18 protein-coding genes are annotated in these 26,551 nt (G+C 38.3%); 8 read left to right on the forward strand and 10 right to left on the reverse strand.

Annotation, left to right across the window (positions count from 1 at the left end; genetic code table 11):
* Positions 1 to 45 precede the first annotated feature (45 nt).
* From IH597_08825 to IH597_08845, 5 genes are read left to right on the forward strand one after another with little or no spacing between them, the layout of a single operon-like run.
* On the forward strand, positions 46 to 1,026 hold the full coding sequence (locus tag IH597_08825) for a pyridoxal phosphate-dependent aminotransferase (GenBank protein MBE0662556.1): 981 nt from the start codon (positions 46 to 48) through the stop codon (positions 1,024 to 1,026).
* Positions 1,019 to 3,031, forward strand: coding sequence for a B12-binding domain-containing radical SAM protein (locus IH597_08830; GenBank protein ID MBE0662557.1), 2,013 nt, complete (start codon positions 1,019 to 1,021; stop codon positions 3,029 to 3,031). Before IH597_08825 ends, IH597_08830 begins: the two co-directional genes overlap by 8 nt.
* The gene (locus IH597_08835; GenBank protein MBE0662558.1) at positions 3,028 to 4,272 is read left to right on the forward strand and encodes a glycosyltransferase family 2 protein; all 1,245 of its coding nucleotides are present in this window, start codon (positions 3,028 to 3,030) and stop codon (positions 4,270 to 4,272) included. Before IH597_08830 ends, IH597_08835 begins: the two co-directional genes overlap by 4 nt.
* Positions 4,273 to 4,293: 21 nt before the next feature.
* Positions 4,294 to 5,397: an alanine racemase gene (gene alr / locus IH597_08840; GenBank protein MBE0662559.1), complete on the forward strand. Its 1,104-nt coding sequence runs from the start codon at positions 4,294 to 4,296 to the stop codon at positions 5,395 to 5,397.
* Between the two features lie 6 nt (positions 5,398 to 5,403).
* Positions 5,404 to 6,351 (forward strand): alcohol dehydrogenase catalytic domain-containing protein, encoded by a 948-nt coding sequence (locus IH597_08845; protein MBE0662560.1) that lies wholly within the window; start codon positions 5,404 to 5,406, stop codon positions 6,349 to 6,351.
* Between the two features lie 731 nt (positions 6,352 to 7,082).
* On the opposite strand, the gene IH597_08850 is transcribed toward IH597_08845, so the two are convergent.
* Genes IH597_08850 through IH597_08860 form a run of 3 tightly spaced genes read right to left on the reverse strand, consistent with a single transcriptional unit; the run spans position 7,083 to position 8,868 of the window.
* The gene (locus IH597_08850) at positions 7,083 to 7,859 is read right to left on the reverse strand and encodes an ImmA/IrrE family metallo-endopeptidase (protein ID MBE0662561.1); all 777 of its coding nucleotides are present in this window, start codon (positions 7,857 to 7,859) and stop codon (positions 7,083 to 7,085) included.
* Positions 7,860 to 8,276: a hypothetical protein gene (locus IH597_08855; GenBank protein ID MBE0662562.1), complete on the reverse strand. Its 417-nt coding sequence runs from the start codon at positions 8,274 to 8,276 to the stop codon at positions 7,860 to 7,862.
* Positions 8,266 to 8,868: a hypothetical protein gene (locus IH597_08860; GenBank protein ID MBE0662563.1), complete on the reverse strand. Its 603-nt coding sequence runs from the start codon at positions 8,866 to 8,868 to the stop codon at positions 8,266 to 8,268. The genes IH597_08855 and IH597_08860 overlap by 11 nt, the downstream gene beginning before the upstream one ends.
* Positions 8,869 to 9,051: 183 nt before the next feature.
* On the opposite strand from IH597_08860, the gene IH597_08865 reads away from it, so the two are divergent.
* The 3 genes from IH597_08865 to IH597_08875 all read left to right on the forward strand — a co-directional run bounded on the left by IH597_08865 (position 9,052) and on the right by IH597_08875 (position 11,701).
* A complete protein-coding gene (locus tag IH597_08865) occupies positions 9,052 to 10,014 on the forward strand; it encodes a nucleotidyltransferase (GenBank protein MBE0662564.1) in 963 nt (320 codons plus the stop codon).
* A 104-nt stretch (positions 10,015 to 10,118) separates the two neighbouring features.
* Positions 10,119 to 10,658 (forward strand): SEC-C domain-containing protein, encoded by a 540-nt coding sequence (locus IH597_08870; protein MBE0662565.1) that lies wholly within the window; start codon positions 10,119 to 10,121, stop codon positions 10,656 to 10,658.
* Positions 10,659 to 10,873: 215 nt separating this feature from the next.
* Positions 10,874 to 11,701, forward strand: a complete 828-nt coding sequence (locus IH597_08875) for a hypothetical protein (protein MBE0662566.1) — start codon at positions 10,874 to 10,876, stop codon at positions 11,699 to 11,701.
* Between the two features lie 437 nt (positions 11,702 to 12,138).
* Here IH597_08875 and IH597_08880 read toward each other — a convergent pair whose 3' ends face one another.
* Genes IH597_08880 through IH597_08910 form a run of 7 tightly spaced genes read right to left on the reverse strand, consistent with a single transcriptional unit; the run spans position 12,139 to position 26,546 of the window.
* Positions 12,139 to 15,159, reverse strand: coding sequence for a DEAD/DEAH box helicase family protein (locus IH597_08880; protein MBE0662567.1), 3,021 nt, complete (start codon positions 15,157 to 15,159; stop codon positions 12,139 to 12,141).
* Positions 15,146 to 15,784 (reverse strand): hypothetical protein, encoded by a 639-nt coding sequence (locus IH597_08885; protein ID MBE0662568.1) that lies wholly within the window; start codon positions 15,782 to 15,784, stop codon positions 15,146 to 15,148. The genes IH597_08880 and IH597_08885 overlap by 14 nt, the downstream gene beginning before the upstream one ends.
* Positions 15,785 to 15,787: 3 nt before the next feature.
* A complete protein-coding gene (locus tag IH597_08890) occupies positions 15,788 to 17,686 on the reverse strand; it encodes a site-specific DNA-methyltransferase (GenBank protein ID MBE0662569.1) in 1,899 nt (632 codons plus the stop codon).
* Positions 17,687 to 17,706: 20 nt separating this feature from the next.
* Positions 17,707 to 18,552 (reverse strand): PD-(D/E)XK nuclease family protein, encoded by an 846-nt coding sequence (locus IH597_08895; GenBank protein ID MBE0662570.1) that lies wholly within the window; start codon positions 18,550 to 18,552, stop codon positions 17,707 to 17,709.
* Positions 18,549 to 21,167, reverse strand: coding sequence for an ATP-dependent helicase (locus tag IH597_08900; GenBank protein MBE0662571.1), 2,619 nt, complete (start codon positions 21,165 to 21,167; stop codon positions 18,549 to 18,551). Before IH597_08900 ends, IH597_08895 begins: the two co-directional genes overlap by 4 nt.
* Positions 21,168 to 21,220: 53 nt before the next feature.
* A complete protein-coding gene (locus tag IH597_08905) occupies positions 21,221 to 22,078 on the reverse strand; it encodes a hypothetical protein (protein ID MBE0662572.1) in 858 nt (285 codons plus the stop codon).
* A gap of 1 nt (position 22,079) precedes the next feature.
* Positions 22,080 to 26,546, reverse strand: a complete 4,467-nt coding sequence (locus IH597_08910; protein ID MBE0662573.1) for an ATP-dependent DNA helicase RecQ — start codon at positions 26,544 to 26,546, stop codon at positions 22,080 to 22,082.
* Positions 26,547 to 26,551 lie beyond the last annotated feature (5 nt).

Consider the following 26,551-nt stretch of genomic DNA (forward strand, 5'->3'; position numbering starts at 1 on the left):
GGTGCTTGCTACATGAAGAACTTGCCATTTCAGTATAGTTCCAGAATGAAAATACTCGTTGATGCAATTCTGCTACATTTGAGTAAGACGCGCTCTGTTGATCCAGCGGATGAAGAGAAGGAAGTAGTCATTACGACCGGAGCCATTGGCGCCATTGCATCATCTGTACTTTGTTTGTGTTCACCGGGTGAAAAAGTTTTGGTACCTGATCCTTGCTGGCCGGCCATACCAAGTATAGTCAATATGTGTAACGCACAAGCTGAGGGCTATCCTTACCGGACTAAAGACGATTTAGACACATTAGATCATTACATATCGCATGTAGCTGATGCTTCGGCAAAAATGCTCATACTGATCAATCCGCACAATCCTACAGGCCTGACATTAAATCCCGAACAATTTGTTAAAATATTCAAGGCAATAGTAGATAAAAACATTTTTTTATTGTGTGATGAAGTGTATGACAATTATCTTCCGGTAAATTATATCACCGGAAACCTAAAGTACATACATTTTTCTTACAAAAAAGTGTTGTTGATCGGTTCGACATCGAAGAGATATTGCACGCCCGGACTGCGAATAGGATATATTTATGGCAATAAGGAAATAACGCAATCTATCAGTAAATCCAATTTATTGCTTTCAGGCGGAGCAAGTCCAATTTGTCAGGCAACAGCAGCCTATGCATATAATACTGATGAAAGCATAGCCCCCAGGTATCGGGAAATTGTTGAAAAAAGAAGGCATTATACCATAAACGCATTGAATAAAAGCGGTTTTCTTGTAAACGAGGATTGTGGAAGTATCTATGTGTTTTGCCAAATTCCCGGTTTTACATCCAACAGGATAGTGAAGTTTTGCAATCATGCATTAATCAGCGGAGTATCAGTTACACCGGGAAATTTGTTTGGTAAAAGCTCAGGTGATTGTATTCGCATATCCTTATCTGTACCCTTGAATCAGCTTCAGCGTGCCATCTCAATACTAATTGATGTTAAAGAGAAAATGATAAGAAATAATGAATAATCCTAAAGTAGACCTACTACTGATAAATCCCTGTAGTGTATTTTTAAATTATAAGAAACACGAACAACTTGGTTTGGGATATATTAAATCTTACTTGGAACAAAATGGACACAGCGTTCTGATTTATGATATGAACTTTTCCGACCCAAATCCTGAAGCAGTTTATCAATGCATAAAAGACTTTGATATTAATATTGTTGGAATAACCATCATGGTCGGGAAAGTTAAGAACAGCGTTTTACTCTTAAATAAGTTACGACAACTTGGATATAAAGGAATTTTGATTGCTGGCGGCTTTGTCCCCACATTCGAGAGTGAGATGTTATTTCAGCAAGTTCCAACTTTGAATACAGTTGTGATCGGGGAGGGTGAACTGACAATCAATGAATTGGTTAAATGTATTAAGGCTGACATGAACTGGAGAGAAATTAATGGCCTCGGATTTGAAAATAACAAGAAACTTACCTTTAATAAGCCAAGGGATTTGATCGCCAATCTGGATTTACTGCCATTTCCTTCCAGAAGTCCTTATATCCAGAGCATAGGTGTTGCATCCCTGTTATCGTCCAGAGGCTGCTATGGGAACTGCTCATTTTGTGCTATTCAGAAATTCTACAGAATCCATTCATACAGTGGCATTAGGCTGCGGAGCATAATTAATGTTGTCGATGAAATCGAGTCTATTATTTCCACTTATGGAATAACTACATTCCTGTTTATTGATGATAACTTCCTGGGGTGTGAAAAATTTATACAGGGTAGAATAAATGCCTTTTGCAGGGAGATAAGAACACGCAACCTCAGAATTAATTTTGAAGTGTCTGCCCGATCCAATGATTTAAAATATCAATTGGTGAAAGAATTAAAAAAAGAAGGCTTAAGCCGGGTTTACATAGGTCTGGAATCAGGCTCAGTAAACCAGTTGAAAAGATATAACAAGGGCAATACGATTAAGGATAATGGTAAAGCTGTTAAAATGTTGTTAAGGGTGGGTTTAAAAATCGATTTCGGATTTATTCCTTTTGATCCTTATATGAAAATTGATGATATTATAAATAATTTGAAGTTTCTGACGAAAAACAATTTGATCACCTCAAGAAATCTTAATACAATAACATTTTCCTGCTTTGTTTACAAGGGAACCCAAATCTATAATAAAACAATTGAAGATAGCTTGCTTTTATATAATGAAGAATTAATTCACGGGTTTCGTTTTAATGAAACCGATCAGGAAGCCAAGCTGAATTATGTAATGCGGTATTTTCAGGGGAAAGAAATAATCCAGTTGTTAGATCAGTTTGCAAATACAAATAAATTCGAAAGCACTTTTGAAATCGTAGAAATATTTAAAATAGACTCCTTCTGCAAATGGCTTTTTAGTTTATGGGCTACTTATATCATCAACTACCTGAAGGGAAAAAAATCAGATGAAGTCAGATTTTACAAGTCGGAGGCACTTCTTTACAACTTCTTAAAGGTGAATTTTGTAATAAGGCAATTACCTGAGGCGCATGTTACTGATTCACTTGAATTGAATAGGTTGCAAAAAAAGATCGGATATTACATCAAAAATGTTTTAGCTTCCAAGAATATTGACTCTATTCCAAAATATTTGTTAAATCCATATTTCGCTGATTTAACATATCAAAAGATGAGGAAAAGGGAGTATAAATTTTCTCAATATACTCCCAACAAAAAAGGAACAAGTTCAGGTGAAATTACAATCGAGTTAACACAAGGTAAATCCTTTTCATCAATCGAATTGGATGTTTTCATTTCGCCAGACGCGCATAACGAATTTGAAAAATATGCACCGGTTACCCATATCAATCTCTTTTCAGGGGCAGTTCAAAAACAGCAGACCTTGTTTTCAGAGAGGCTGATCAAGGGTTGGAATTATATTCGATTCCATAATCTTAAAAACAATACACACTTAACGATTAAGATAGCAATCAACTCGATCAAAGAAAATCATATTAAAATAAGGAATATTTATATTATATGATGTCTACTATACTGGGTATCAGTTGTTGTATTTTCTTCATGTATGCATTGGTGGTGTATGCAATACAGGTAATTATAGCAGTTTTATCATTTAGACAGTTAAGAAGATCTACTACTGAGGTTGAACCAGTGCTTCAACCCGTCAAATATTCTGTCATTATACCGATGCATAACGAATCAAAGAGTATAATAAGAACAGTGCGGTCCCTGCTATATCAATCGTGGAAACCTGCAGAAATAATCATCGTCGATGATGGCTCAACTGATGAGAGTGTCAATCTGATAAAGAGTGAAATAAATAAAGAAAGAGATAATGTGATAAAAATTATTCAGGTGTCTCGTTCCGGCAAAGGAGATGCCCTAGATATAGGCATTCATGCTTCGGAATTTGCATATATTTGCCTGGCAGATGCAGATATAGTGGCTTCCCCCGATGCAATTGAAAATATGTTTGAGCACATGCATGCAAATGATTGCATTGCAGTTAGCAGCGTTGTCTTTGTCCACAAGTCAGTCAGCTATCGAAACATGTTAAACGAGTATTTGATTACATCGCAGGAAATCGAATATTTGCGAGCATTATTATGGCGCCCGGGCTGGGCTTTCTTAAATGCATTAGGTATAATTGAAGGAAGGTTAGGCCTTTTTGAAAGGGAATATCTTTTAAAAATAGGCCCATGCAGCAATATCCCAGCAGCAATTGATTATTATATTACTCTATGCCTGCATAAAATTAAAGGAAAGAGGCAGCTGGGAATTGCACCAAAATCTATTGTCTATACGGATGTCCCGGTTTCCGTACGAGGACTTTTCAGACAAAGAATCCGATGGAGTGTGGGATTGGGTCTTCATTATTGGAGTAACAGAAACATGTTGTTTAATAAGAAATATGGTAAAATTGGATATTTCGAACTGCCGGTAAGATATATTACATCCTATTTGCCCCTTTTCGAGCTTCTGTTATTAACGACGTTTGTATTGTCGCTTTTTTTTAACAATTTTCTTTTAAATCTATTAAAAGATCTTTTCATTTTTCATTTTTCATTTCTAATGGCTCAGATTTATTCCGTAATTTGTATGGGAACGAAATTCACCCGAGGCTCCTTACGTCGTGGTCTAATTCATTACCTCATTTTTTCACCGCTATATATTACATGGGAACCACTGAAAGGTATGCTGGCAATCATAAAGCTTATAGGGAAGAAATGGCTGATTCAGGATAAATGGCAACCAGATCGTTAATATTGGAAATACCTTGTTGATATGAGCAGATTGGATAACAGGACACTGATAATAATAGATGGCAACACATTATTTAATAATGCAAAAAAGATCATGGATTATGTAAGCCCTGCCACTGTCATAGCTGTGATAAAGGGAAATGCGTACGGACATGGATTACACTTTACCAGACGTGTTTTCCGGGATGCGGGGATAAAAATCCTTGCAACTTACGATATCGTGGAAGCAAGTGAACTCCGAACAAGCGGTGATCAGGGACGCTTATTGTCATTAACTCCACCAGTTAATAAGCATGAAGCGCTCTGTTTACTGGAGCATGACATTGAAGTCACAATCAATGATTATAAATGTCTGGAATTAATTTATGAAGCCTCGGGAGTGACAGGAAAAAAGACTAAAATTCATATTGAAATTGATACTGGAATGGGCAGAAATGGCATACTTCCAAATGATTTTCCCAGCTATTTCTCTTCGCTCAACATGGAATATGTTATTTTTTCAGGAATATTCACACATATAAAAAATGCGAAATCAAAGATCTCAACTGTTACCCAAAATGATCAGTTTCTGGCGGTGCTACCATCCTTACAAAGTGAAATTTTAATAAACGTTTCCAATAGTTCCAGCTTGAAATACGGGAACTATCTTTTTTACAATTCGGTCAGGGTGGGACTTGCCTTATATGGCTTATCCTTACAGCAGATAGGTCAGTTAAATTTGCAACCCGCCCTGACATGGTATGCCCAGATCACACAGATTTATGAACGAAAAAAGAATTTTACTGTTGGTTACGGTGACGGGCATGTATTGAAAAGGGACTCGATTTTAGGAATAATTCCCGTTGGATTTGTACACGGTTATCCAAGAAATTCAAAAGGCCCTGTTCTGGTCAATGGGACAAGGTGTCCTATCATGGGTATTATTAACATGCAGTGTATGGTCGTGGATTTGACTGATGTTCTCTCCTGCAAAACCGGTGATCAGGCTATAATTTTTGGTATTGATGAGTCTGGTAATGTTTTAGGAATCGATGAAGTATGCAACGATTTAACGATACCTAATCTTTTCACCTGCTGTTTGTCAGAGTCAATTCCCAGGACGATTAAATACGTAAGAAATAAGTAAATAGTGATGAGCATCAAATCCAGAGCAATTGTTTTCAACAGGCCAAATGAGTATTCCATTTCAACCATAGATGTACCATCACCCTCATCCGGCCAAATACGGATAAAGACGTTAGCATGCGGTTTGTGTCAGCGTGAGATCAATGTTTTTCAGGGCAGGATTGAAAGACAATTTCCCGTGGTCATGGGGCATGAACCCTTTGGAATTGTTGAAAGTATAGGGGAGAATGTTGAAGGATTTGAAATAGGCGATTTTGTTTCAGGTGTCGGGAACAATTCCTTGTCTGAATTTAGTTTACTTGAGAGCAGATTCAGTGGTAAAATTGTCACACAGGTAACCCGGCCAGAGTTCTTTATTGTTGAACCAATAATGTGCGTAGTCAATGCTATAAAAATCGCTAATGTTAATAAGAATATTTCGGTTCTGGTCAATGGGGCAGGTTTCATGGGAAACTTATTAATTCAGACTTTAGCGAAGGTGTCAGGTTGTCTGAACATATGTGCTGCTGATGTCAGGGAGGAATCATTGGTTCGAGCTATGAATTCCGGGGCTCAGAAAGCTGTGTTTATAAATGGGGAAAATGAATTTTATAATTTCAAAAAATCATTCGACATTGTTTTCGAGGTAAGCGGAAAATATGGTACGATCTCAATGTGCACTTCCCTGTTAAGAAATGGAGGAACGCTCTGTTTGTTTGGACATCATTTCAGGATCGAAGAAGGGATAGTTAATGAATGGCACCTACGGGGAATCTATGTACTAAATACGGTACCATGGGCGGCTCCTGACCTGACGGCCGTCGTGAAGGATGCGATCTATTATTTAAACAATCGTTATTTCAATCTTGAGCCTTTGATTTCTCACACAGTCAATTATCTGAATTTCGAATACTTAATATCTGCAGCAACTCAATCTGATAATATGAATTATACCAAAGGAGTTGTTTTATTCTAATAATTAACTAGTGATTGTTTCCATCAACTATCGGTGAAAGTTAAGCAATTCCTTTTGCGTTTTAACAATGTAACATTACGGTTACTCCTTTTGCTAAGTTCGGTTTCGCGTTTTCGGGGATTAAGGTTATTGATATTCATTTTATCAAAGCAAACACAACAAACATGAAATCGCCTCCAATTCCCTGATGTTAAAGAACATATAGGTGCCTGTAAGGTTCATTATGCACATCAGATATGTTTCGTATCCGTTTCATTGCTGGGTTGACCAACTTTGCAAACATTGACAGCATATATTAAAACCCAGAAATTCTAAGGGATATCCCTTGTACTCCTTAGGTTACTCATAACCAATTTGATTAGATGGTGTGCTTACAAAAACCACAAATTTTCCTTCCCAAAATCCGGTAACTTATCATGCTGGAAGTATGGATAGATGGCTGCAACCATTTTGGGGTATTTGATAGTGACCGGAAGGCTTTGCTGGGCGGTACTTTACCTGTGTATTTTTATCTTAGGTGAGTTGTCAATGTGCATGATACGAATTTACTAAGAAAGTTTTTAGTGGCTTAATAAGAGAAGTTGTCTAATAACTTAAAAATATCAGCCCTAAGAGAAAAGATCATTGGATTGATTATAAGGTTGTGGATGGGATGCTGGAAAATAGAACTGTGCAAGGAGAATGTAAAATTTATTATAGAGGAGTACAAACAAAATAAACTAATCGCGTAATTACTCTTCCCACACAATACTCAGGACTGTATTATATGCGGGAGTCACTATGCAATATTCGTAAAACTTGAAATCATTATCATTCTCCCAGTTTTTCAATTCAAACCAAGTTGACTTCCAAATTTTCTGTTTGCTTTGCTCCTTTGGGTAAATTGTTTGTTCATTAAAGAACTCGGCGGCCACTGAATCGTCTGGTGGTGGTAATTTGGTGCGATCGTTTATGAAATGAGGATATTCCTCAGGCCGTTTCCAATATTTTACCTTATTAGCATGAGAATAAAATAAGCAAATAGAATGATTCCCAAGCTCGAAATACTTGTAAGCAGTAGATGTAATACTTGTTTGAAACCTATAGGCCAATGACCTCAGCAAATCAGGACTAAACTTTTTACCCACACATTCCTTTTTGAAGAGATGCTCGGGCATTAGTAGCTCAGAGGCAAATTCGTTAGCCTCCGTTTCCTGGTGACCATTTTTGAAGTATTCTAATGTCTCATCAGTGTCATGGTGAATTGGGACTAGGTTTCGGTGCATTTCGAAATGTCCAAGCTCATGGGCGATGACAAAACGTCTCTTACCATTATAAGCAATGTTGGAATTCACCGTTATAATTGCCTTTGTTTTACCAAAGACGATTCGACCCTCAGAATGATTCATTGGCTTTTCAATCAGGGTGGCACCTCTGCCATTTGCGATAAGGTCTATTGGGAATTCGGTGGGATTATCAATACCACATTCTGACATCAATCTTTGTGCTGCATACTTTCCTTTTGACATTTAACTGATCTCTTTTTCTAATTCCTCTAATAGTTTCACCAGATCAACATCTGCCAATACATCGCGAATTTCGTTATCAGACCACTCTTCAAGTTTCCGATATTGAACGGAAGGTGTCTTGGTTTCAAGCAGTGCAATTAATGTGTCTGTTGTCTCTTTAGCGTTTACCTGAATAGCTTCTTTCACACGTTTAAAAGCAATTTCCAACAATGATTGATCTTGCCTTTGCTTAGAGAGAGCCTTGACCAAGAACCTAATCTTCTTCATGAATTGCTCTGAAAATTTCAATTCCTCTTCTACATTTATTCCCTCATCTGCCAAATACTGCTTTGCATATTCCGTATCACTCTGCAACAGCCTCCGCTCAATGTTATCTAAACGATCGAGTATGCTATTGTTGTCTTTGTTAGTATCCATATGCTGCCAATTTTTTCTGTATAATTTTTCTTTTTCGGTTTAATCTTCTCCACACATTGTGAAAGTGGCTTTCTGTTATACCAAGTTCATTTCTGATATCATCTGGTTTGTCAATTCCATCAGCCAGGCACTCAAATATCATCATTTCATCATCATCTGCACCGGCCCGTTGCAATTCATCAAAAAGCTGCTTTCTTAGCTCGCCTGTAGCTATCTTCTCAACTTGCGAGGGCACAGACTCAATGTTTTTGTCCAGTATAAGTTCATTTTCACCAACAGTGGACTCCTTGTGCTTCTTTTTGAGTGTGTTGTTTATATGACTGTCAATAGTACCAATAACGAACTCTTCAAAATCCGGATACCTTTCTGTGTTCCATTTTCGCTCCTTTTCAATGAAAATCTTATAAATTACTTCGCTTATGACGTTTCTGGAGAAGTCCGTCAAGTCATCATTGGGCCATTTTAAGTTGTATCTATTTCTAAGAACCCAGAAACAGCGTGCCATGAGCCTGAGCCAAAATTGATCCCAATTCAGGTTTTGGAGCTGATACACAAGTAGCTTGTCAGAGGCGATCGTCTTTGTTTGTTCCATGTTGCTTTGATATAGAATGCTGGAAACCAAAAAAAAATTACCATGTGTTGGTAAATTTCTGAGATTGGTCAGCATTGTATTACAAAGCTAAGAAAAAAAAACAACGTGTCAAAAATAATGACATAAGGACGAAAAATACTTAGCGTAATAAATGGTGATAGTAGTAACTTAAAATACAAAAGAATGAGTTTAGGAAGAAACAAACATTTAGGCCGAGTTCTGGAAAGCCATAAAATGAAACATTTAGATGATATGATGGAAAAGTACAAAAAGAAGCGCGAGGAGATAAAGGATGCGCTGGAAGAAAAATTTTTCAATCAAAAGGTTACCAGGGCTATTAATTCCGGGTCGTATGCCAAGCATACTGCTATCAACACGAAGTTCGACATAGATATTTGCCAGCCTTTTAAATACAGGAGCTTCAATACGCTTAAAGAAATGGCTGATGCTGTTTTCGATTACTTCAACAATGAGTATGAAGACGAAGATCTAGTAAAGTACAAAATGCGTAAACAACGTGTCTCCACAGGGTTGTCTTTCATGATTGATGGGGAAGAGATCCAAATGGACGTAGTTCCAGGAAAAGAATTAGCGGAAGATGATTATATTGATACTAATAGATTAAAGTTGCATGTTCGGGCTAAAGGTGAAAACCCAGCAACTGCCACACAAACGAATATCCAGAAACACGTTGACCTTATTAAGGGTAAGGGAGATGAACGGTGCATCATCCGGCTTCTAAAGGTATGGAAGGTGAATAAGAACAAGGATAGAATAAAGTCCTTCTTTTTGGAACTGATCACTCTGCGATCCTTTGAGAAGACACCTGAAATCCCTGACGAATTGTGGGGTAAACTAAAAATGACTATGGAGTTTATTCGGGATAATGTGAAAACTATCCGACTGGAAGATCCGGCTAACACCAACAATATCATATCGGATGCCATGACCGATACGGAAAAGGAAAACCTGGCCAATGATATGGATATTATGCTGAAAAGGATAGAAGAAGATGAAGAAAACTTGAAAATTTATTTTCCAGTGAACGATAAGTTTGATTCTGAGAAGGATGAAGACAAGAAAAAAATTGCGGCACTCGAAGTTGCAAGGTCAGGCGTAATCTCTAAACCTTGGTGTCAATTATAGTGAATCGGCTTATTCAAGATATCGACCATGCTCTGAAATTTTACCCTGAACTGGAACGAAAAGTGACTAATGGTCGAATACAAGTTGCAGGGAACATTGTATTGATGCATCCTGAGATAGGGGAATACGATAAGTATTCTGTATCAATCGACTTTCCAAACGGATATCCTAAACAGTTTCCTAGGGCTACTGAGAAAAGTAAGAAAATTCCTAGGATAACCGATCGACATGTAAACAAGGACAATACTTTATGTCTTGCCGTTGAACCGGAGGAGAAGCTGATATGCAGGAACGGAATTACACTTAAATACTTTTTGGATAAAGTCCTTGTTCCACATTTGAGCAGAGAGACCTACCGAAGTTTAAGCGGAAAATATGAGGATGGCGAGTATAGTCATGGGATAGTAGGTTTGTGGGAATTTTTCGGAGACAAGTTGAAAACCACTGATAAGAAATTGATTGTGAATGAGTTTAAAATAATGCTTCAAAGTAAACGATGGCCAGAAAGGAATACACCATGTTTATGCGGAAGTAAGGTGAAATTCAAGAAGTGTCATCTGAAGAAATGGAAAGAACTGGCTGTTTTAGGAGATGATTATATGAGAAACATATTGGCAATGTTGAAAAGCAATTTAACATCATGAATCTAGAAGTTCAAAATCCAATTTGAGTTTTTTGTATAGGAGTGCTTAAGATGTTTATATCGATCTGCTTATACAGAACTTTGAATAGGATGTGGATGGCATGCCATATTGGAATAGCGCGTATTAGGAAATGGTCCTCAAAAATAACAATAATCATAGCTTGATATGATTTGTTGGGGGAGCCTGTCAACAGTACAAAAATATATTAGTAATCATTGAACGATTACGAATGTAACCTGTTTGAGAAAAGTTTGAGCAGAGATTTGGAAGGCGTTTTAAGAGAAAATTTGGTTAACTATGTAGATATGGATAAAATTGATTTAAAGGACCTTTTCTATGACTTTCAGCGATCTATGGAAGTCGAATTAAATATCAATCGGAATCACATTCCGCATGAAGGGGAAAAAGGAGGAGCTTCTGAAGCACGCTGGATCGAATGGCTTAATAGTCATTTGCCAAATCGGTATGAAGTTGGGAGGGCTTTTGTTATTGACTGTGATGGAAATAAAAGCAAACAGTTGGATTTAGTGATTTATGACTGCCAGTATACACCTTTTGTTTTTAACAAGGACGAAAGGAAATTTATTCCCGCAGAAAGCGTCTATGCTGTCTTTGACGTGAAACAATCGCTTAATAAGGAGAACCTGATCGATACCTCAATGAAAATCGAAAGCGTTCGGGCACTTAGAAGGACAACCGCAAAGATATACGATGCCAGAGGTGAAATAACTAAAACTAAACCACCGATTCATATCCTTGGAGGAATACTTTGTACAAGTAGTGATTGGAATCCCGCCTTGGGAGATCCATTCGAGAAGCATATCAAATCTCTTAGAAAAAATGCTTTCATAGACCTTGGGTGTATAATTGATGAAGGAGCATTTTTGGCAAAGATATGTGATGACCAAGTAATGATTTCACGCAGCACGAAAAATGAGGTACTACTATTCTTTTTTTTGAATCTATTCATGGAGCTACAAAAAGTTGGGACCGTCACAGCAATGGATGTTGTTGAATACGCGAAGGCTTTAAAATCAATTTAATAAAAGTTTAAATAATTGATTTAAAGCATTGACTTAAACGCATAATGTCCTAATTAAATGAACGGTGAAGGAGTCATCATAGTAAACCAAGCTCATTTTAGTCTGTAGGAATGGTCGGTATTAACAAATTTGGACTATTCATCTTTACCAACGTGCAATCATAGCCTCACCCATTTTTTCTTCTACCTGTCTGCTTGACTTCAAAGGTATCGAGCAATGTTAAGTGCAAGATTGCCCTCATGCAATTGATCCGGATGATCGCTTCATTTCCTTCCTTTTATAGCTGAAAAACTTAGTAAATTTAATTAATAGGGTAGAGAAAGAAGGAGAAAGTTGTAACTGTTTGTATATCAAAGATGACGCTGGAAAAAAATGACCAACTTTCTGGGCAAAATTGCCCAACTGAATTAATCGCGCCGTAATTATCGTTATGAAGTTTACATTTCATTCCAATCTAATTGATTGTCAACTTTATTGTATTGTCTCTGTGGTTTATACCACTTGGGTTCATCTCCTTTTATTTGCAGATAGTCAACCTCCGTTAACGCAAAATGCTTGGTTGCACAGTCTATCTTCCTCTTTTCATTGGGGTATTGCAACAAGTTGGGATTTACACTGCCTTTCGTTTCGCGCACTAATTCGAGTTTGAGTTTTTTATTATCATCCCACCGTATGATACCCCAGTCAGGATTATAGTTGCCAATAATTTTGGGTATGGAGATTTTGAACTGATTAGGGAACTTGAAATAACAAACGATGTTATTGTCTTCATTCAATTTATATTTTACAAACCTTGCTTCTATCTCAGAATCATACTGTACCTGATCATATAATGACCAATCGGCACCTTCTATCAATTCCTTTTGTGGAAATTTTCTTTCTAGTGGAAATAATTCATCTGCAGAAATGTCCATCAGGTCTTCCGAAAGGCTGTACTCAATTTTTGCAGCAATATGATCTGCAAGCACGGATTTGATATTCTCAATAAATACAGCAGAGAACCCTTCCGGATTTTTAAAGATACGGGTTTTGATCTCTTCCGGCAAGCTTTTGAAAATCTGCAAAATACTTCTTCGGGTAAGATGTGTCGCCTGCGTGGCCCTTTCAACAAAGTTAAATATTGGATAAATCGTTTGGGCTTCGCTGTGATGCTGTGGATCACCTTTTTGTCCCTTTTCACTCGTAAATTCCACGGCTTCATCAATTCTCAATACGCCTCTGTCCGCAAAAGCTATTTCTGAGAACTTTCCATCTTCTTTTATTTCAACTATCCTGAACCCCTTTAGTCGCTCATCTTTTGCAATTTTGGCCAGATCATCTCCTATTTGAAATTTCCTTCTGAATGTATCATTATTCCCATCTGTATCAGACCGTACAATTTCCAGGCTTGCAAATCCATTTCTTACTGATTTGAGTGTAAGCTTAAAGTTTGTCATTACAAATTTCCCTTTTACCACAACAATTCTGGGTTCAGGAAATTTTGCAGGAATCATTTTTGCTACACATTCCTTTATAAGCTCATCTTCATTTATATTTATTGAATACTCCGTTTTTTGACAAAGCTTCTTCCAGAATCTCTTAAAATCTTCACTGTGGAAAACTCTATCATTCCTCCTTGCAAAGCTTTTTTTGGCATTTGAAGGAGCTGGTGGCGCTGCATCGCCGCTTTCGCGATAATTATTTTGAAGTTGTTCGCAATATTCCTCATAGCTTTCATTTGCTATTACTGTAAGAATGTTTACGCCTTCATCGGTTACTCTTTCTCCTTCCTGGTTTACGGCCAGTCTTAGCCCGCGACCAATTTCCTGGCGTTTACGACTGTCGCTAATTGTAGTATTCAATGTGCAAATTTGGAAGACGTTCGGGTTGTCCCAACCTTCCTTTAAAGCAGAGTGCGCAAAAATGAAACACTTCTTCTCATCGAAGCTCAATAGCTTCTCTTTGTCTTTCATTATCAAATTGTATGCTTCTTTCTCCAACTCCTTTTCAGCGTGTGTTTTATTTTCAACCTTTGTGTCCACATATTCATCTGCCTTACCCTTTGTTTTCTTTTTAGCAAAATATCCTTCCCGTACATCTTCCGGCTTCCAACCCATGAAGAAAGGGTAGCTTTTCTTTTCCTTTTCAAATGCGGCATCAAAGAGTCTTTTAATTACTCCATCATCTTCTATGTAGTTAGCAACTTTGTCAATGAAAAAGAGTGAGAGTACTTTCGTCTCCTTATTTATCAGCTGTTTTTGCTTTTTCATGTGAGATTTGATGGTCTCTTCAATTTGAATCCTAAAGATTTCTTCTTTTGACAATGTAATATCTGATCCTTCAGCTACACTGTATTCCTGGCCGTTGGTGAATATTACAACGCCATCCTTTTTATCAATGACATCTATTACTAATCCAGAATATCTGGGATTATTCGTTTTTTCAAAAAGATTGTCCCCTTTCTTTAATTTAATTCGTTCCTGAGATGCGACTCCATTTTTAATAATATTGAGCATCGCTTCAACCGCAGGCCCATATCCGGGAGAGGATTCATCAACGAAATTTATTGATAACTGATCATCTAATAGGCTTTGTTGTTGGATAACCCCCAACACCTCAATCTTTTTTACAAGATTTTGCTGAAATGCATCAACTGGGGTTAGGTTGTAGAAGCGATTCATCAGTTCGCGGTTTTCCTCAGCAGTTCTGCCCTTCTCCTTTGGGGTTGCAGAATATTTTAATGCAAACAAGGGATTAAGGGTGCGAAGTGCCTCCCGGGCTTTATCGCTATTGTAGTTTTGAGCCTCATCCAGAATCAGGATTGGCCTGGCTTCCTGTATGTACTGATATGGGAACTTCTCTCCCTGCAGTTTTTCTGTGGGTTTATAGATTACATTGGTTATTTTGTTGAACGAATCCAGTGTCATCACCATCACTTCAATGGCAGAAGATATAGAGAAGCCTCTCAGTTTGCTAATATGCTGACCTGAATATTCGGTAAGGTGAATGGTTTCGTTATCATAGAGTGTGGCAAAATGCTCCTTCGTTATTTTGAAAGATTTTACTACTCCTTCAAAAATCGCCACACTTGGCACAATGATGATAAATTTTCTCCAGCCATAATTTTTTTTCAGTTCATGTATGGTTCGCAGGTATACATAAGTTTTTCCTGTGCCGGTCTCCATTTCGCAAGTATAATAAGGATAACGCCAGGATTCTGTTCCAGTTATTTGTAGGCCATCATCATAATTCAGGAACATATTTTCAACCAGATTATTCTCCCGCTGAACCTCAATCAGGTTGTCGTATAGCCATGTTTCGTCAAGCTCTTCATATTTATCAAGGTTGGAAACAGTTTCACCAGCCATTTGAAATTCAGTATCTCTTTCAGGATAATCTCTGAAAAGCTTTATCGCGCTTTCGATTGCCCTTACCTGGTGTTGTTGGTCACTCTCAAATTTTAACTTAAGCTTGCTCATTTTTGGATTTTTCGCGGATGAAGTGAAAGTCGTTTTCTGATAAAATATTGGGGCGGTTTAGACCCTGGATGTTCCAAAGGCCTCCCTTTGAAATCTTTGAATCAGGATGATGTAAGCCCAGCCACTCCTTTGAAATATGCAAGCTACTTTCCTGAGCAAGCATTGCAATCAAGCTGGTTTCAATTTGTATTCGTTTGGTGGTGTCGCCAAGGTTCGGGATGACTGCCATTGAGAAATTGGTCAAATAATCATCAATTTGCCCTTCAAGCAATTGCTCTTTTTTCCTGTCCACTAGCTTTTCGCCCTCACTTCCTTTTTTAACCCCGGAGTTGGTCAAATTCCACACAGCGATGTATGGGTCACCTGACTTGTTCAGAAAACACCTACCGACATGCTTTCGCATTATGCTCTGTCTTTGGTGCCCCATGAAATGATCATTCAATCTCTTAAAAAATCTATTGGGGCTTGGATGTGATCCCACTCTCACAATCTTGTCCAGGTCTTCAAATTTTTCCCCTTTTTCAAAAACAAGATAAATCCCATTGGCAACCCTGCTGAGTTTACCGATCTCATCAAATGAATATCGTCTAAGGCTATTTGCCCATAAATGCAGTTCTTTGTACATAACTCAGATAGTTTTGATTAATCCTTTATCACTCATTCGCAGTTTATCTTTGTTCCTTATTGCGCTATCCAGGCAAATAAACGTAGCATGGCTGCCCATATCCAGTTGCTCAATTAGCGTTTCTTCAATCTTCTCATCTAAACAAATCAGCAGCTCCTGCACCAAATCATCAGATTGCACATGGTAAAATTCGTTCTTACCAATTGTGAACTTTTTGAAGGAACTATCCAATGGAAATCCCTCCACTAGCGTGGTTTCTGTAAGAAGTTTATTCTTACCCCAGTTATCACTAAGTGGGCTATTGTTAAATATATCGAGCTGTTGCTCTAAGTTTTCTAAATTGCTCACATTTAAGTCTTTCCATTTTTTAAAAGACGAATGAGTAAGCTTAAAAACTTTGTAGCCGCTACTGGGGTTAAGTCTACGAAGTCTCTCCTTGGTAATTTCTGAAAGAAAAGGTCTTAATTTATTTTTATCGCAAAAGTTATATGCAGCTTTCTGCTCATTATTATTTTTGTCAATTATTTCGGGTAATTGTACTAATATATATTTCCCGCTTTTACCATTAAGTTCATGTGTATTCATTGCGTGGCCAGTAGTTCCTGAGCCTGCAAAAAAATCTAACACCACAAAGTCTTCATTTGAATTTTCGCATTCAACAACTTCAATTAAGTATTTGATTAAATCAACAGGTTTAGGATTCTGAAAAACATTCGTTTCTTTCAATATTTCAGCTAGCTGTTCTGAACCGTTCTCATTATAAAAAGCTGGGTTATCAACAAGGTCATTAATTGCCTTGGGTTTTTCAAATTCCTCTGGCAATAAATATCTTCTTAATCCAAAGTTACTTGTAAAGTATACTGTTTTTTCTAATACATTTTGATTTATTCTCCAAGGACCTTTAATTCTAACTTTATTAATTGTAGAACCATTTTTGATCTCTAAATCATCAACCAGCTCAAAATTGATAGTCCGCACTGAGTATTGACCTTTTTCATAAAAGCCATCACTACACCTGCATTCTGTGTTAGATTTTATAGTTCTCTCAGAAATCGAATTACCTGCATTAAAAACTGGTCTTGTGGTGTCAGAAGCATTTGAGTTAGACAAAGGGAACTTTAATTCTTCTTTGCAAAAGACCATAACATAATCACATAAGTCTGACATAGTTATGCTTAAATTTGCTGATTTTCTTGCTGCTCTCCTCTTCATAATGCCAATGAAATTTTCCTCTCCAAAAATCTCATTCATTATTGCTCTTAGGTTGTGCACCTCGTTGTCGTCGATACTAACAAAAATCACCCCATCTTCACGTAACAGATTCCGAGCCAGCCTGAGCCTTGGGTACATCATGCTGAGCCACTTAGAATGAAAACGACCATCGGAGCGTTTATTGGTGGTAAGGGGCTTCCCTTCCTCATCAACCTGACCAGTGCGTCTTAGATATTCCTGCAGGGGTTCTGTAAAATCATCGTCATACACAAAGTCTTTGCCTGTGTTATAGGGCGGGTCAATGTAGATCATTTTTATTTTATTGGCATAGCTCTTCTGCAAAATCTTTAACACTTCAAGGTTTTCGCCCTCAATAAAGATATTCCGGCTATCATTTTCGCCATCAGTATCGGGTGTTCCATCAGCTTTCAGTCCTTCGCCATAAACTGGTTCAAGGGTTCCTTCTGGGGGAAGAGCTGCAGCTCGGCGGGCTTCTTTTTTGCCTGGCCAGAAAAGCCCAAAATGCTCCATGCTGCTGTCAAATTCATCCTGCACCAAGTCACCCAGGTTCTGGCGCAGGGTTTCAAAATTTATTTTACCATCTTCAAAACATTCAGGGGCTATCTGTCTGAGCTGTTTTATCTTTTCTTCATCAAAAAAGTACTGTGGTCTGAGTTTTTCGTGTGCCATTGAATTTATTTATATAGTTTTTATCGTATTTCATTGGGGTTGATCTGGTCAGGGTTTCTTCCCTGGAGATTGGCATTTACCCATTCTTCCTTATCGGTATCTGAGCCAAAATCATCAAAGTACCTGCGGAAATTGCCTCTTTCCCCTTTCCCTTTTCCTACTGCATACTCCCTGTAGGAAGCGCAGGAGAACCTTGCATCGCAGTTTCTGCATACCCTCGTGGCAAAAAGGGTATTGGTACCTTCCATCTTTTCCTGCAGTTTTTCAACAGATGCGGGCCTGAATTTCTTTTCTTCAATGCAATCAACAGTTTGGGCAAAATCTTCGATCACTTCATCTAGTTTTTTTTGGTCAAAGTCCAGTTCTACAAGCGGATTCCACTTTGCCAGTTCATATTGAATGCGGAAGGTGTCATTTATCAGGTGTGCTTGCTTCAGCCCTTCGGGAAATGCAGTAGAGATCACTGCAGTTTTATCCAGTTGTTGCCCTCTCAGTTTTTGCCAGATATATGCGTATACATTCAGCTGTTTCTCGTAAAGGTCTTTGTTTGATATAATGTATTCCAAATCATGGGTTTTGATATCGTACATCCATGTCTCATTGTCATCGCGCACAATATCAACAATTCCTTCAATGGTGAATTTCCGTCCACCTGGGGTTGATTGATCTGGCAATGTAAGCTTAACTTCCGTATCGGTAACTCTTGTGGCCACATCACGCATTTTTGTGAAATAATACAAAACCTGTGTAAGTGCTGTCTGTTTTGTTTCTTCTGTTATTGAATGGCCTCCTTCGAGTCTTAGTAATTCATAATTTTCCTCGAAGTATTCCTTTATCCTTTCTATAATCTCATATTCCTGCATCATGCTATACCCCCCTTCTTTTTACGTTCGGCAATAAGTAGGTGATGTAAATCTTCAATGGTTTGATGTACCAGGCTCCCGAAAAACATGGTTTGTGAGCGTGAAGGGACAAACCCATATTTCTTAAAAATCATATACTTCCTGGGACATTGCTGGTAATTCAAATAATCGGCAGTATAGGAGTAACTTTTACCAATGTCTTCTTCTTCTATGTTAACCTTAGGAAGTATAGTATAATCCAATGCACCTAGAGCAGGGTAGGTGTTTGTTTCAAACATATTTTTAAATGCCCTGGTTCGATGCTGACCTTTCCATTGGGGAAGGATTGTCATTTGCTGGGCTCGTGAGAGTGCAACGTAGAACACTCTCATATTATCAAAATTGGAAATACAATCCAGTGGCTCACCCTCCTTTTTTAACAAATCTCTGATTATTACTTCTTTTTTATCAGCAGGCCGGTCTATTTTATTCAGATTGCCCACCACAACATAAGGGAATTCAAGTCCTTTACTTTGATGGATGGTAAGAAAAGGTACCCGCCCTTTTGGGAATGGGTCGTCGGCATCCTCAAATTCAGATTCACCTAAGCGGTAAATCGCATAAAGGTAGGACCCAACAAAGGAATTTACAAAGCGATTATCTTCAATGAAAGACGCAGTAATAACCGGCGTAAACTCCTCCATAAACCGTGCAAGGTATTGGGTGATGAGCCCAAGATTACAGATGGGTCCCTCATCAACTCCTCTCTCAGCGTTCTCATACATTTCCTGAAAGTGCTTAAACCCATTCAACTGATAGAAAAGGTCAAGAACGCTCCAGTCAACAGAAGTAACACGGTTGATTACATATTTTAGCGAAAAGGACTCTTTTGCTTGCAACCGTTTTTTAATGATTTCTGTGAAAGCCCTTTTCTGAAGCACCTGCTTTGCTTTGGATGATAAACTGGTGGCGCTAAGAAGATCCCTGAGCATCTCAAGTTGAAAGGCATTGTCAAGCTTCCACTTTTTTCGCTCAACCACTCTCATCAGGGCCCTGTAATCGGACTGTATCGTTTCCACCTCCGTTCTCCTGTCGATGATATATGCTCCCAGTAATGAATCTTCTAAAATGATTTCTTCGGCAGCGTCCATTGCTCTTATCTGCCAGTTGCGGAATTCATTGAGCCCTTTACTGCCGTAACCCTGATGGCTTGATCTACCAAGAATGTGAAAAATCAGACCAAAAACATCCAATGCTTCAGGAACATCAAGGAATCGCCCAGCCCTGGGGGCATAGACTTGAATTTCTCTTCTGTTAAGGGCATTTTCAAACTCTTCTACTGTAGTATTCTTGACACCATTGAATGCCAATGAAGGAAATAAGAAAGCAACCTGGCTGTAATCTTCTATTTTTCCTTGCTGCTTAAGATTGAACACAAATTCAGCAACTTCATCACAAACCTGGGTTTTTTCATTTTTTTCTGTGGTAAATACCGATGGCAAACTATCGGTGCTAAACGCTGAAATTTTTTTGTCTGCAACCCGATAATAACCCTTGCCATTTGATTTTCCCCAATTTGTCTGATTAATAAATTGGGTGTAAAATTCAACAATTCTTTTTTTGCTGCGATAGTTGGTATCAAGGTCTATTCTTGCAGGGCGCACTCCCAGATACTTCTGACATCTATCCTCAAAGTCTACAAGATTTTCCACTGTAGCTCCGCGGAAACGATACAATGCCTGATCGTCGTCACCAACCACACAAATATTCTTTGATTTACTGGCAAGAGAAAAATAGATTTGCTCCTGTATAGCGTTTGTATCCTGGTATTCATCAACAATAATTTGCTCGAAAACATCTTTCGACCCTTCAAATGCACTTATCTTTTGAAAGGCACGCTGTTGTAAAAGAGAGAAATCTACAGTATGATGGGGATTTCTCTGATGGCTTTCATTATAAAAAGCATACATCTTCAAAATTCGCTGTAAAACTTCATCGTCTGTAACCACTTTTTCCGGATCAAGATTTTCTTCTGAGAAGCGGTTAAAAACAGCAATAAGGTTTGTTGCTGCAGCATGTCTCGAATAAATATCTGTGCCAATAAAATATTGGTTTATTTCCCTTTGGGCAACTTCTTCATCTTTTTCTATGTCATCAGTCTTAAAGTACCCCCCTGCTTCTAACATCTCCCTCCAATATCTTCTACGATATATTTTAAAATACTGTGAAAGAGCATCCAACAATACAGGGGCCCTGCTTCTTTCTCCATCATTTGCAAACCTTCTTTCTCTGTCAATCAGAATCTCCTGGCAAATTGAGTGAACAGTACCAATTGCCATCCCTGAAATATCATAAGGTTGTCCGGTTTCGTTTGTTACCATACCAAGTAAACCCCTTAAGCCTTCCTTAAGCTGGTGCGCGGCTTTCTCTGTAAATGTTGCAAGAAAAATCTTCTTTGGATCGACCTTATGGAAAACAATGAGATTAAGCGTTCTCCATAAAATTACGCGTGTTTTTCCAGATCCAGGCCCGGCAGTAAGAAACAATGGTCCATCTACGTTTAAGATTGCTTGTTGTTGCTTTTTATTAGGCTTGAACCCTTTAATTTGCCAGAAGTGTTCTATGTTTTTTGACAGCATGTTCAGTTACTAAGTGATAGCAAATATAGTAGGTTTAGGTTGTTTTTGCTTTTCTATAATATAATGAAAAGTATTGCACCCGCTGTCAACATAATTATGGCCCATGTAATGTAGGAATTCACTTGCACCTTTTTCTTCATTAATTCATTGTTTTGCTGAAGTTGGATTTGCAGGCTGTTGATAATTTGAGTCTGTTTTTCAAAGCCTTCTTTGACTTTATCGCCCAAATTACGCTCAAGGGTTTCAAGCCGAGCTTGCACATTTTGAATAGAAGCGCTGATACCCGTAATACTGGCATCCAACTTAATCATGCGGTCGGGGATACTCAGTGATTGAATGCTTTGTATGAGCTCATCTGAGGTTTGTTGAATATGGTTTCGGGTGCTTTTTATCGTCCTGTCAAGGTCTCTGGAAAGCTTATTGGTCAACGTTTCAACCTTTTCAGGTATCTGTTCTTTTTTTATGGTTTCAGCCACCGTTTTGTTGGAAGCAACAGATGCATCAATGGCATTCTGCAATCTGCTGAAACGACCACTAAAATCAGCTCTTGTGATGACTTCTGAGGCTTTTTGCAATTCCTGTAAAGTAGATTCCCTGGTATCGTCCAGGATTTTTATTGTGGCTTTTACGGTATCTTCTATCTTGTCCAATCGCTCAGGGAAATTGACAGTACTTATCTTTTTAGTAACCTTATCTACTTCCTGTGTAAGCCTGATAAATGCCTCGTAAGTTTCTTTTAGTTCTTCCACCTTTTTTGCAAGCCCTTGTTCTGTTCCATTAATTGTATCTATGGCCTGTTTTACAGAGTTTCTTGCCCCATTTAGATATTCAGAGGTTTGCTTAAACTGTTTGAGTTCTTTTTGCAAGGACGCGAGCTCGTCATTTATTTGCTTTACTATTGGGTTTGCCATATTATTGAAGTATTTGGTTCAAATTCTTTATTGTGCTGGTTGCTGTCTTTAATGCCAAAAGATACTTTTTGATCATGACGGAATCGAAATCGAACTCCATTTTATTTTTGTCAAGATAGGACTGAAGCTGAGGATTCCTTTCCTTCACTTCCTTAACAAAACGGTCATAGACTTTTTTGATGTCTTTCTCTTCCATTTCAGGATGTTTTTCCTGATAAATAGAAAATGCCTCAAACAGATGAGCTTCAGCCTCTTCAAGATATCTACGTGTGCGAAATTCGAGCATATACAGGGCAAAAGCATGAAGCATCTCAATGCAGAACATGGGTTCAAGGATACTTGTTGTCATCCTTGTGCAAGCCCCGCGCAAGTGTTTAATATTATCAATCTGGCTGCCCCCACTACGGTCTTCATCCATAACATTCATAAAAAACCAAACAAAGTCCAGTTTGTCTATTTTACCTTTTTCTGTGAGGTCAGTAAGAGAAGCTACCACCACCTTCCCCCTAATGTCAGTATACGTATATCCATCCCTTGCGTATTTTGAGTTGAAATACAAATCAATAAACTCTTTCAACCAAACAGGCCCATTTTCTTTTTGGTTGAGGGCTTCACGACAAGCCTTTTTCATGTCCTGAATGGCTTGCTGTCTTTTTGTGCGGATATTGTCATATACAAAGTGAACAAGAAAATTCAGGTACTGCCGCAGGGTTGTGGGCTCCTGGATTTCGTCCAGTTTATTTAAACGTGCATTTGTGCTTGTTTCTGAATAATATTTTAGCAGGTATGCTTTAAGGTGTTTGAAGTAATCTGTTTTATTCTTCTTTGTTCCATAGAGTGTAAAGGTTCCGGAAGAGAAGTTTACTGTATAATCATCAATAATCCCTAATGTGGAAAGCCTGTAAATGGCTTTTTCCGTATCCATTTTGTCGCGGTACCCGTTGTACTTTTCCATGAACCTACGTTTAGCAGTGCCAGATGGAAGTTTCTTTATTTTATCTCTAGCCAGACAGTGTTTAGTAAAATCAATCTCTTTTCCCTTTGTGAATTTCTTGTAATGTTCACATACCTGTTCTATAAATGCATCGGCATCGTTGCTGTTTGACTTCATAGTGCGAACAGTCTCTTCTTTAAAAAACTTATGCACAGTTTCCTTCAGCCATTTGGTAATAAATTCTACCCGTTCTTTAGTGTTGTTGTAAAAACCTACTGTAAGTTTAAATTTCTCACCGAGGCGATTGCTTTGAAGAATTCTTTCGATACCAATTTTTGTGTCGCTTCGTTGCAACCACAAATGAACTAGTTCAGTCAAGTTCAAGGAATCAATATACGATTTGATTAAAGGCCAAATTTGCTCAGACAGCTCAGGATTGACACTATTGACTTGAATGTGACCCTTTTTAAGATAATTTGTATACCCACTTAAAGTGTTCAGGTCCAAATAACCCAATGGCTGATCATACCCAAGTTCAATATAAAGGTTTTTTGCATGACCACCTTCCCAATAGTTACACTTGACTTCTATATCAAACTCATTGTTTATTAAATTCTCCAGTTCAAAAGTTCGATCGGGAAGGTATATTTCATTAAGTAGCTCGTCCAATACAGTCAATTCTTTCAACTCACCTTTAAAAGAATTGAGATGGAAATACATATTGGTTTCAAGATCATGCTCAATGTTTTGTTTTTCTTTTTTTAGATAAACCTGCTGATCATTAAATAGAATGTAAGAGAGGGCCAGCTTCCTATCTCTTCCTGCCCGGCCAGCTTCCTGTACAAAACTTTCAATGGAACCAGGGTAGTTGGTATGAATGGTAAACCTGATATTCTCCTTGTCAATACCCATGCCAAATGCTTTGGTGGCTACCATCAGATTCAGATCATTGTTGATGAATTTATCCTGGTTATTAAAAGATCCTTCCTGAATGATAGAAGAAACCGAAGAGTCATCGCCACTGCCGATAAAAAAACCTGCTTTGATGTTTTCAAGTTTTTCCAGCACATCAAAATAGCCTTCTCTGGGAGTTACAGGGTTGCCGTTTTTATCTACTTTAAACTTATCAGTAACTCCAAAAATCCCTTTTGTATGCGGACAGAAAATCAGCGCTGCCTGCTGATCAAGGTAAAACAGGTTAGGGTTGTATTCATCTAACTGCATCTCCTGAAAAGAATGCTGTTCTTTTTTTTCATTCTTTTCCCAGTCATCTTTGCTGAAGATTTTGGATTCATCTGTGAGGAAGTCAATTATTGTATATGGTATTTCATTGACCAACTGCAAGGCTCTTTGCTGTTTGCGCTTACCCAGTTCATTTTTTAAACCCCAGATGTTTTCAAATTCTTTTTCTGGGAAGTCAACTTCTTCAATCAGGTATTGTAGTTCATGCCGTTTGGTAAATTCAGCCCTTACAATTGAATCTTCGGGCAATCGGTTGCGTTCATCATTACCGGACAGCTCCCTTTGCACGTCGGCCAGCACATCATAGGAAGCAGTAGCAGTAAGCCCAAATAATGGCAGGCTTTCCAGATTTTTGGTTTTGCAGTATTTTATTGCATTTTCACCTAGTCTAAGATATGCTGTACGGAAATCATGGCCCCACTCAGATACACAATGAGCCTCGTCAATAACACAATAGCTGAAGAAAATATTGGACTTATACAAATCCTCCAATATGGTTCTGAAATCCTCCATTTGGAGCCTTTCCGGCGATACGAAGACAAATTGTGCTTTTCCTTCAGCCAGTCGCCGCATTGCACTTCGTTTCGCTTCCCCTTGTAGGGTAGAGTTGATGTAAATGCAGTTATCAATTAGATTGCGATTTAAGCCATCTACCTGGTCTTTCATAAGAGAACGTATGGGATCAATGACCAGGCAGATACCTGGTTGCAATAACGCTGATAACTGGTAGGTCAGAGATTTTCCACCGCCGGTAGGCAACAGTCCGATAACACTTTTGCACTGCAATGAGCTGTTTAAAATGGGAAGCTGCCCATCTCTGAAATCCTTTTTTCTGAAGATAGATTGCAACAAATACTGCAAGCTGCCCTCAATAATCTTATCCGTAACAACCCACTGATCAGTGTTTTCAATTTTTCTGAAAAATCGCCGGTATTTAATTAAGTCTTGGGTTTGAACCTTTCGCTGGGTCTCAATATAGTGTACAGACCTGATAGAAATTACTTCAGTGGCATTACATGCTATAATTGGAGGACTCTGATCTCTTTCGAGTACTGCAAGATCAATCAACAGATCATATCTCTCGTTTTTATCAAATTCTTCAACCAACCGGCACTTTACAATTTGAAACTTGCTTTTTGCAAACTCGGTTGTGTTGAAAACATGCAAGTCTATTTCAGGTAGCTCAATAGGCTTTTCGGTAAGTGAGTTTAAAACTTCTACAAGCTTCAGCAAATCATCAAGTGCAATCCTGGCAAAGGGTACATCTCGTTCTAATACTGCAAGTTTAAAAGCTTTGGAGTTGGAAGTCAAAAATCCACGAGCCAGCGATTCAATGATTGCCAACTGAATTCGCGCGATGGCAAATGGGATTAAGCAGATTTCAAGTATTTCCTGTTTTAATCCATTGTCCAATAGAGTTCTACAATAGTTCTCATAACAGACCTTGATGTAAAGGTTTGAGATTGCAGGAAGCAAAAGATTAATAATCTTTTGCTCCAGATGAGTATTGGTAAAGTCTGCTGTGCTAATTCGTAAGGTATTATGCCAACCTGAATAAGCTACCGCCTTATTTCTTTCTGTGTCAAGGTATCTTTGGCTGTCGTTGTTGTGTTGTGTGCCGTCTATTTCAACAACAATCCCCCTGGGCTTGTTATCTTGATGATAAGGAAATTCAATGGAAAAATCGGTTCTTTGGTCCTGGAAATTATTCCTTACCCTTTCTGTTAAGCCCTCCTTATTTATCGCGTCTACTGTAATCGAAGTAATACTCCTTTGTTTAGCCATTAATTGCAGAATAAAATCCGCATTGTTCTGCAATTTTGAACCCAGGGCTGAAGGAAGTTTCTTATAAAGGAATCCTTCTTCAAACGGACTGTCCAGCTTCTCCCATGATTGGTGATAGGTTTTAGCAAGAGTGTTTCGGTTTAGCCTTGGATCAATGATATGCAGGCTTCTCAACACTTGGTCTGCAATTTCTTTATTGTTATCCTTGAAACCTGCATTAATGCTTACCAGATTGTCATGGTCAATTGTTAGCAATGAGCTGCGCTTTACCATTTCCTGTAAAGCATAAAGATTGAGCCGGGTAGGTTGACCCCTTTGAATAAGATTTACCAGTACAGCAAGGCCTGGAGAATATTGTGGTGGTGTTTGTTCAAAGTGGGTCTTGGAATTAATCTGAAAATGAGACAACCAGTTTGCCAGCTTCCCAAAAGCTCTGCTTTCACTTGATTTGGGTTCAAACAAGGGAAACAAGTTGTCAAAAATGTAACCGGCAATTCGTTGCTTCATTTTGG

It is taken from the genome of Bacteroidales bacterium (assembly GCA_014860575.1).
In the GTDB taxonomy this organism is placed as follows: Bacteria; Bacteroidota; Bacteroidia; order Bacteroidales; family JAAYJT01; genus JAAYJT01.